Below are 8,822 nucleotides of genomic sequence, written 5' to 3'. Positions count from 1 at the left end.
CTACCGAGGTCACAATGCGCCACCCGATTACAAGTTCAGGGTGTTCATCTCAGGCCAGAAGCGGCGCGTGACGCCCAGGATCAAACGCGAGCTGCGCCGGCGCTCGGCCGTCGAGCCGGTCATCGGCCATCTCAAATCCGAGCATCGCATGGGGCGCAACTACTTCTGGTACCGCAAGGGCGACGCCGCCAACGCCGTCCTCGCCGCCGCCGGATACAACTTCCGCCGTCTCATCCGCTGGCTGGAGCTTTTGTTGCACCAAATCCTGGTCAGGCTCATCCTCCGATTTCAGCTCGTCCCAAGCTGAAATCAGACTTCTTCACGGGCGACTGCTCCAATGGCGATCGCTTACGTTCCATGAGGTTCGGCCCCCGTGGCCAGCAATAAACTAACTACATCGAATAGTGACAAGATGGCCTATTTCGACAGCCGCAACCGTCACATAGGTTAACTTCGGACAGTTTTGTGTCGGACGGGAACGATGAATGACGATCGCAACCCGCTGCTCACACTGATTTCCTGCGTCATCTGCAGGAAGACGATGCGGCTCGAAAGGAGCACGCCAGGCGAGGACGGCAAGGACGTCATCCAATATCGCTGCGAGCAATGCGGGCGCATCGAACGGGTTCGCCTTGTGCGGGGAAGCTGGCCGGCCACGAGCCAGGCCAGCTGATGAGGTCGCCGAACGGCTGCAGGTCCTCAGCCCATGGCTGTCGCAACAACGGACTGGGGGCGGGCGACCCGTGGCGCGGGGTCAGTCGTGCCCGGTCAGCTTGGACAACTCGCGGCTGAGTTCGTGAAGCTGGTAGGGTTTGCGGAGGACTGGAAAATCCATCCTGACGTGCTTGGCGCTATCGGCGTAACCGGTCGTGAGCAGGACGGGCAGCGTCGGGTTTCGTTCCCTGATTGCGCGCGCCAACTTCAGTCCGTCCATCTTGCCGGGCATGATGATGTCGCTGAACACGAGATCAACGTCATCAGCTTCGATCTCTCGCAACGCCGTTTCGGCGTTGGGCACCCAGCGGACGGTATAGCCAAGTTGCTCGAGCAGCCCGGCGCTCGCGTCGGCCACGGCGGGATTGTCCTCGACCAGCAGGACCGTTGCGGAGGCTTGCTTGTTCAAGATCTCCTGTTCGCGATGCTCGGTCGCGCTGCTGCGGGGCAGGCGGAGGCAGACTGTGGTGCCCTTGCCAAGGCCGCTTTCGATTTCAATCGTCCCGCCGGCCTGGTGGACGAAGCCGTGCACCTGAGAGAGGCCGAGACCAGTTCCCTTGCCGACGGGCTTGGTGGTGAAGAAGGGATCGAACACCTTGCCGAGCACGTCTTGCGGAATGCCCGCGCCGGTATCCTCGACTGAAATCAGAACCTGATCCCTGTCCGGATCATTGCGCGCCGAGACGGTAACGGTGCCTCCTTCCGGCATCGCATCGCGGGCATTGATGACAAGGTTGAGGAGGGCGGTTTCAAACTCGGTGGGATCGATGAAGACCGGCCAGACGTCGGGCTGGATATCGATATGCAACGTGACCATGCTGCCGAGCGCGCTGACCAACACCTCACGCACCGACGTGATCCGCTGATCCACGTCGATGGTCCGCGGATTGACGCTCTGTCGTCTGGCGAAGCTGAGGAGCTGGCTGGTCAGGGACGCGGCACGTTGAGTAGCGGTCTCGATCGCGCTCAGCGCGCGCAAGCCACGCGGGCTCGTCAGCTCCTTCTTGATCTTGTGCAGATTGCCCGAGACGATCATCAAGAGATTGTTGAAGTCGTGCGCGACACCACCGGTCAGTTGGCCGAGCGCGTCCATCTTTTGGGATTCCGCAAGCTGCCGCTGTATCTGCTCCAGCTTGAGCTGCGCTTCGCGCCGTTCCGTGATATCGCGGGTGATCTTGGCAAAGCCGATCAGGCGGCCGGAGGGGTCGCGAATCGGGTCGATCACCACGCTCGCCCAGAAGAACGAGCCATCCTTGCGGACGCGCCAGCCTTCTTCCTCGTAGTGACCGGTCTCCTCGGCGATCTTCAACGCCCGTGCCGGCTTGCCCGCTGCCCGATCCGCCGGAGTATAAAAACGCGAGAAGTGCTGGCCGATGATTTCTTCGGCTGTGTAGCCCTTGATTCGCTCGCCACCGGCATTCCAGTTCTCGACGACGCCCTTCGGGCTCAGCATGTAGAGGGCGTAGTCGGTGACGGCCTTGACCAGAAGACGGAAATTGCGCTCGCTCTCGAAGTAGTCCGTTTCGAGTTGCTTGGTCTTCTTGGCCATCTGAAATCCTGCCCCCGCGGACGGCAAACGCCAAAGTGAGACTTTCGTTCCCACTCTGCGTTTAGGTGTAACAGGTTTGCTGATTGATCGCAAAAAAGTTCCCGACCGCCGGGAACCTTCCCTGAGATCTTTCATTGATAACGTTTGGCTGTCTCCAAGTGTTACCGCTCATTTTTTCTGGCTTGATTAGATCGCAACCTACCCATCTTATGCGTTCGATGGTCCGGAACTTCGAAAATCTAAAGCCGGCCAGCGTGCAGGGGGAATTTTATGACCGATCTTGGTCCCGCTCCTCGTAGTCGTGGCGAATCACGCCGCAACAGACAAAACGGCAAGATCGATCCCGTCCAGGACCTGTTGCAGTCCCTCCAGGCGATGCGGGCCGGCGACTTCACCGTGCGGATGCGCGGAGACTATCTCGGGATTGACGGCAAGATCGCGGATGCCTTCAACGAAATCGCCGCGGCGAACGAGCGCATGGCCCAGCAGCTCGAGCGTGTCGGCCAGGTCGTCGGCCGCGAGGGACAGACCCGCCAGCGCGTGAACCTCGGCCTCTCAAGTGGCTCCTGGGCGGACATGGAAGGCTCGATCAACACGCTGATCGACGACCTCTTGTGGCCGACGCGGGAAGTGACGCGCGCGGTCGCTGCGGTCGCCCAGGGCGACCTCCTGCAGACCGTGCAGCTCGATGTCGAAGGGCGGCCGCTGCGTGGTGAATTCCTGCAGTCGGCGAACATCGTCAACACGATGATCAAGCAGCTCGGCGTGTTCACGTCCGAGGTGACGCGTGTGGCGCGCGAAGTCGGCGTCGAGGGCCGGCTCGGCGGGCAGGCCCAGGTGCCGGAGGTGACCGGTGTCTGGAAAGACCTGACCGAGAGCGTCAACTCGATGGCCAACAATCTGACCGGTCAGGTCCGCAACATCGCGGAGGTGACGATCGCGGTCGCCAATGGCGATCTGTCGAAAAAGATCACAGTCGACGTCCGCGGCGAGATCCTGCAGCTGAAGGAAGCGATCAACACCATGGTCGACCAGCTGCGCTCGTTCGCCTCCGAAGTGACGCGCGTGGCGCGCGAGGTCGGCACCGACGGCAAGCTCGGCGGCCAGGCGATCGTGCCCGGCGTGGCCGGCACCTGGAAGGACCTGACCGATTCCGTCAACGCGATGTGCGGCAACTTGACCGCGCAGGTGCGCAATATCGCCAACGTGACGACCGCAGTCGCGCGCGGCGACCTGTCGAGGAAAATCACCGTCGACGTGCGCGGCGAAATCCTGGAGCTAAAGGACACCATCAACACGATGGTGGACCAGCTGAACGCCTTCGCCTCCGAAGTGACGCGCGTGGCGCGCGAAGTCGGCACCGAAGGCAAGCTCGGCGGCCAGGCCCAGGTGCCCGGCGTCGCCGGCACCTGGAAGGACCTCACGGACAACGTGAACTTCATGGCGTCCAACCTGACCGCCCAGGTCCGCAACATCGCCGACGTCGCCACCGCGATCGCCGGTGGCGACCTTTCCAAGAAGATCACGGTGAATGTGTCAGGCGAGATCCTTCAGTTGAAGGAGACGCTGAACACCATGGTGGACCAGCTCAACGCCTTCGCCTCCGAAGTGACGCGCGTGGCGCGCGAAGTCGGCACCGAAGGCAAGCTCGGCGGCCAGGCCAACGTGCTCGGTGTCGCCGGCACCTGGAAGGACCTCACGGACAACGTGAACTTCATGGCGTCCAACCTGACCGCCCAGGTCCGCAACATCGCGGAGGTGACCACGGCCGTTGCCAACGGCGACCTGTCGAAGAAGATCACCGTGGACGTCCGCGGCGAAATCCTGGAGCTGAAGGACACCATCAACACGATGGTGGACCAGCTCAACGCCTTCGCCGGCGAAGTCACGCGCGTGGCGCGCGAGGTCGGCACCGAAGGCAAGCTCGGTGGCCAGGCACTGGTGCGCGGCGTTGCGGGCACCTGGAAGGATCTGACCGACAGCGTCAATTCGATGGCATCGAACCTGACCGGTCAGGTCCGCAACATCGCGGAAGTCGCAACCGCGGTGGCGAAGGGCGACCTGTCGAAGAAGATCACCGTGAACGTGTCAGGCGAAATCCTTCAATTGAAGGAGACGCTGAACACGATGGTCGACCAGCTCAACGCCTTCGCCGGCGAAGTCACGCGCGTGGCGCGCGAGGTCGGCACCGACGGCAAGCTGGGCGGCCAGGCCGAGGTGCCCGGGGTCGCCGGCACCTGGAAGGACCTGACCGACTCCGTGAACTCGATGGCGGGCAACCTGACCGCCCAGGTGCGCAACATCTCCGAGGTCGCAACCGCGATCGCCGGCGGTGACTTGTCGCGCAAGATCACGGTCGACGTGCGCGGCGAGATCCTGCAGCTCAAGGAAACGCTGAACACCATGGTCGACCAGCTCAACCGCTTTGCGGGCGAGGTGACGCGCGTTGCGCGCGAGGTCGGCACCGAAGGGCGTCTGGGCGGCCAGGCCAACGTGCCAGGCGTTGCCGGCACCTGGAAGGACCTCACCGACAGCGTCAACTCGATGGCCGGCAATTTGACCGCGCAGGTCCGCAACATTGCGGAAGTCACCACCGCAGTGGCGCGCGGCGACCTGTCGCGCAAGATCACGGTCGACGTGAAGGGCGAAATCCTCGAGCTGAAAAATACCATCAACACGATGGTGGACCAGCTCAACGCCTTCGCCTCCGAAGTGACGCGCGTGGCGCGCGAGGTCGGCACCGAAGGCAAGCTCGGCGGCCAGGCCGAAGTGCCCGAGGTCGCCGGCACCTGGAAGGACCTGACCGACAACGTCAACTTCATGGCGTCGAACCTGACGGCCCAGGTGCGCAACATCGCGGAAGTCGCGACCGCGATTGCGGGCGGCGACCTGTCGAAGAAGATCACCGTCGACGTCCGCGGCGAGATTCTGCTCCTGAAGGAGACGCTGAACACGATGGTGGAGCAGCTGCGCTCTTTCGCGGCTGAAGTGACGCGCGTGGCGCGCGAGGTCGGCACCGAGGGCAGGCTCGGTGGTCAGGCCGTGGTGCCCGGCGTGGCCGGCACCTGGAAGGACCTCACCGACAACGTCAACCTGCTGGCAGCCAACCTCACCACGCAGGTGCGCAACATCGCCGAAGTCACCACCGCGGTGGCGCGCGGCGACCTGTCGCGCAAGATCACCGTCGACGTGAAGGGCGAAATCCTCGAGCTGAAGAACACCATCAACACGATGGTGGACCAGCTCAACGCGTTTGCGGGCGAGGTGACGCGCGTGGCGCGCGAAGTCGGCACCGAAGGCAAGCTCGGCGGCCAAGCCGAGGTGCGCGGCGTCGCCGGCACCTGGAAGGACCTGACTGACACCGTGAACGTGATGGCCGTTAACCTGACCGAGCAGGTGCGCGGCATCGTCAAGGTCGTGACCGCGGTGGCCAATGGCGACCTGAAGCAGAACCTGACCGTGAAGTCGAAAGGCGAGGTGGCCGCGCTCGCCGATACCATCAACAACATGACGGAGACCTTGGCGACGTTCGCCGATCAGGTCACGACGGTGGCGCGCGAAGTCGGCGTCGAGGGGCGGCTCGGCGGCCAGGCGAACGTGCCCGGCGCCGCCGGTACCTGGAAGGATCTGACCGGCAACGTCAACCTGCTTGCGGCGAACCTCACCTCGCAGGTCCGCGCCATCGCGGAAGTTGCGACCGCGGTGACCAAAGGCGACCTGACGCGCACCATTCAGGTCGACGTCCGCGGCGAGGTGGCCGAGCTCAAGGACAACATCAACACCATGATCGGCAACCTCCGCCTGACGACGGAGCGGAACACCGAGCAGGACTGGCTGAAGACCAACCTCGCCAGATTCACCAATATGCTGCAGGGCCAACGTGATCTGTCGACCGTCGGCCGGCTGCTGCTGGCCGAATTGGCGCCCGTGATCAACGCGCATATGGGCGTGATCTATCAGGTCGAGAACGCCGAGAACCTGCAGCTGCGTCTGTTGTCTGCCTATGCCGACGACGGCGCCAATCCACATCCGCCACTTGTGCGAATGGGCGAGGGGCTGGTCGGCCAGTGCGCAGTGGACAAGCGCCAGCGGCTGCTGTCGGATATTCCGGATGACGTGGTACCGGTGAATTCCGCGCTGATGCGTGTGCTGCCGAAGAACGTGGTGGTATTCCCGGTCCTGTTCGAGAACCAGGTCAAGGCCGTGATCGAGTTGTCCTCGATCGCGTCGTTCACCGCCTCGCAAATCACCTTTGTGGAGCAACTGACCGACAGCATCGGCATCCTGCTCAACAGCATCGAGGCAACGATGCAGACCGAAGGCCTGCTGAAGCAGTCGCAGCAGCTCGCCGGTGAGCTTCAGGCCCAGCAGCGGGAATTGCAGCAGACCAACGAGCAACTCGAACTGAAGGCACAGCAACTCGCCGAGCGCAACGTCGAGGTCGAACGCAAGAACCAGGAAATCGAGCAGGCGCGCCGCGCGCTGGAAGAAAAGGCGAGCGAGCTAGCGCTCACGTCGAAATACAAGTCCGAATTCCTGGCCAACATGTCGCACGAGCTGCGCACGCCGTTGAACAGCATCCTGATCCTCGGCCAGCAGCTCTCGGATAATCCGGAAGGCAATCTGTCGCCGAAGCAAGTTGAATTCGCCCGCACCATCCACGGCGCCGGCACTGACCTGCTCAATCTGATCAGCGACATCCTGGACCTCTCGAAGATCGAGTCCGGTACCGTGACCGTGGACGCCGAGGAAATCCTGACTTCGAGCCTGCTCGAGACCGTCGGCCGGCCGTTCCGCCACGAGGCGGAAAACCGCCATCTGTCGTTCAGCATCGAGGTCGACGAGACGCTTTCCCGCAGCATGGTCACCGACTCCAAGCGCCTGCAGCAGGTGCTGAAGAACCTGTTGTCCAATGCCTTCAAGTTCACCGGCGAAGGCGGCGTCAAGCTGACCGTCTCGGCCGCGGTTGGCGGCTGGAGCGCCGAGCATCCGATCCTCAACACCGCGCCCGCGGTCGTCGCCTTCGAGGTGAGCGATACCGGCATCGGCATCCCGCAAGACAAGCAGAAGCTGATCTTTGAAGCGTTCCAGCAGGCGGACGCAGGCACCAGCCGCAAATATGGCGGCACCGGCCTTGGCCTTGCCATCAGCCGCGAACTCGCGAGCCTGCTCGGCGGCGAGATTCATCTGCGAAGTGCGCCCGGCAGAGGCAGTACGTTCACGCTCTATCTGCCGCTGAAATATTCCGGTCCGAGCGTTGCGCTTCGCGTGCCGCCGGCACTGTCCTTATCGCAGGGTGCTGCGCCGGCGCTACAGGCGCCCGCGGCGCAGGAGCGCGTGGTGGAGGTGCTGGACGACCGGCTCAATCTCGAGCCCGGAGACATGATCCTCCTGGTCGTCGAAGATGACCCGCATTACGCGCGGGTCCTGGTCGATCTCGCCCGAGACAAGGGCTTCAAGGTCCTGGTCGCGAGCCGCGGCGCCGAGGCGTTGGACCTCGCCAAGCAATTCCAGCCGACCGCGGTTTCGCTCGATGTGTTCCTGCCCGACATGCTCGGCTGGACCGTACTGAGCCAGCTCAAGCACAATCCGCTTACCCGCCACATCCCGGTGCAGGTCATCACGCTCGACGAGGACCGGCAGCATGCGCTGGCGCGCGGCGCCTTCTCCTTCGTCAACAAACCCACGACGACTGAGGGCGTCAGCGCCGCGCTCGCCCAGATCAAGGAATATGCAAGGCCGCGACGCAAGCGGCTTTTGATCGTGGAGGACAATCCCGCCGAACAGCTCAGCATCAAGGAACTACTGGATCACAAGGACGTCGAGATCGTCACCGCCGGTACTGGAGCCGGGGCTCTCTCCACCCTGCGGAGCAATCCTTGCGACTGCGTCGTGCTCGATCTGCGGCTGCCGGACATGAGCGGCTTTGAGGTGCTCGACGAAATCCGCAAGGACGAAAGCCTGTCCAATGTTCCCATCGTGGTGTTCACCGGACGGGAACTCTCGGCCGAGGAGGACGCCGAACTTCACACGATGGCGCGCAGCATTGTCGTAAAAGGCGTCGAATCCCCGGAACGCCTGCTCGACGAAACGTCACTGTTCTTGCACCGTGTCATCACGGAATTGCCGATTGAAAAGCAAAGGATGCTGGAGAAACTTAACGGTTCCGATGAGGATTTGATTGGCAAGACGGCGCTTCTCGTCGACGACGACGCGCGGAACATCTTCGCACTTTCCAGTGTGCTCGAACGGCGCGGTATGAGGGTACTGACGGCTACGACGGGCCACGAGGCGATCGCGCTGGTCGAATCCAATCCCAAGATTGCCATCGTCTTGATGGACATCATGATGCCGCAGATGGACGGCTATCAGACCATCGGCGTGATCAGGCAGAATGCGGCGCTTGTCCGTCTTCCCATCATCGCACTGACCGCGAAGGCGATGAAGGGCGACCGCGAGAAATGCCTGGAAGCGGGAGCGTCGGATTATTTGGCCAAGCCGGTGAATACCGAGCAATTGCTGCTCGCCATCCGCATGTGGCTACATCGCTGAAGCGGCA

Annotated in this window: 3 protein-coding genes and 1 pseudogene; 3 read left to right on the top strand and 1 reads right to left on the bottom strand. The window is 62.9% G+C overall.

The features are described 5' to 3' along the window. A pseudogene (locus tag K288_RS0136420) lies at positions 1 to 307 on the top strand (IS5/IS1182 family transposase); the annotation flags it as partial. Positions 308 to 481: 174 nt separating this feature from the next. Then, entirely contained in the window at positions 482 to 673 is a 192-nt protein-coding gene (locus K288_RS0136415; protein ID WP_051334934.1) for a hypothetical protein, read from the top strand. Between the two features lie 81 nt (positions 674 to 754). Here the strand turns inward: K288_RS0136415 and K288_RS0136410 are convergent, their stop codons facing one another. Then, the gene (locus tag K288_RS0136410) at positions 755 to 2,263 is read right to left on the bottom strand and encodes a PAS domain-containing sensor histidine kinase (RefSeq protein WP_027583949.1); all 1,509 of its coding nucleotides are present in this window, start codon (positions 2,261 to 2,263) and stop codon (positions 755 to 757) included. A gap of 270 nt (positions 2,264 to 2,533) precedes the next feature. On the opposite strand from K288_RS0136410, the gene K288_RS0136405 reads away from it, so the two are divergent. After that, positions 2,534 to 8,815: a HAMP domain-containing protein gene (locus K288_RS0136405; RefSeq protein WP_027583948.1), complete on the top strand. Its 6,282-nt coding sequence runs from the start codon at positions 2,534 to 2,536 to the stop codon at positions 8,813 to 8,815. Positions 8,816 to 8,822: the final 7 nt, after the last annotated feature.

It is taken from the genome of Bradyrhizobium sp. Ai1a-2, assembly GCF_000426245.1.
Classification (GTDB): domain Bacteria; phylum Pseudomonadota; class Alphaproteobacteria; order Rhizobiales; family Xanthobacteraceae; genus Bradyrhizobium.
The sequence above is the reverse complement of the archived record's forward strand: the minus strand, read 5'-3'. Positions and strand labels throughout refer to the sequence as shown.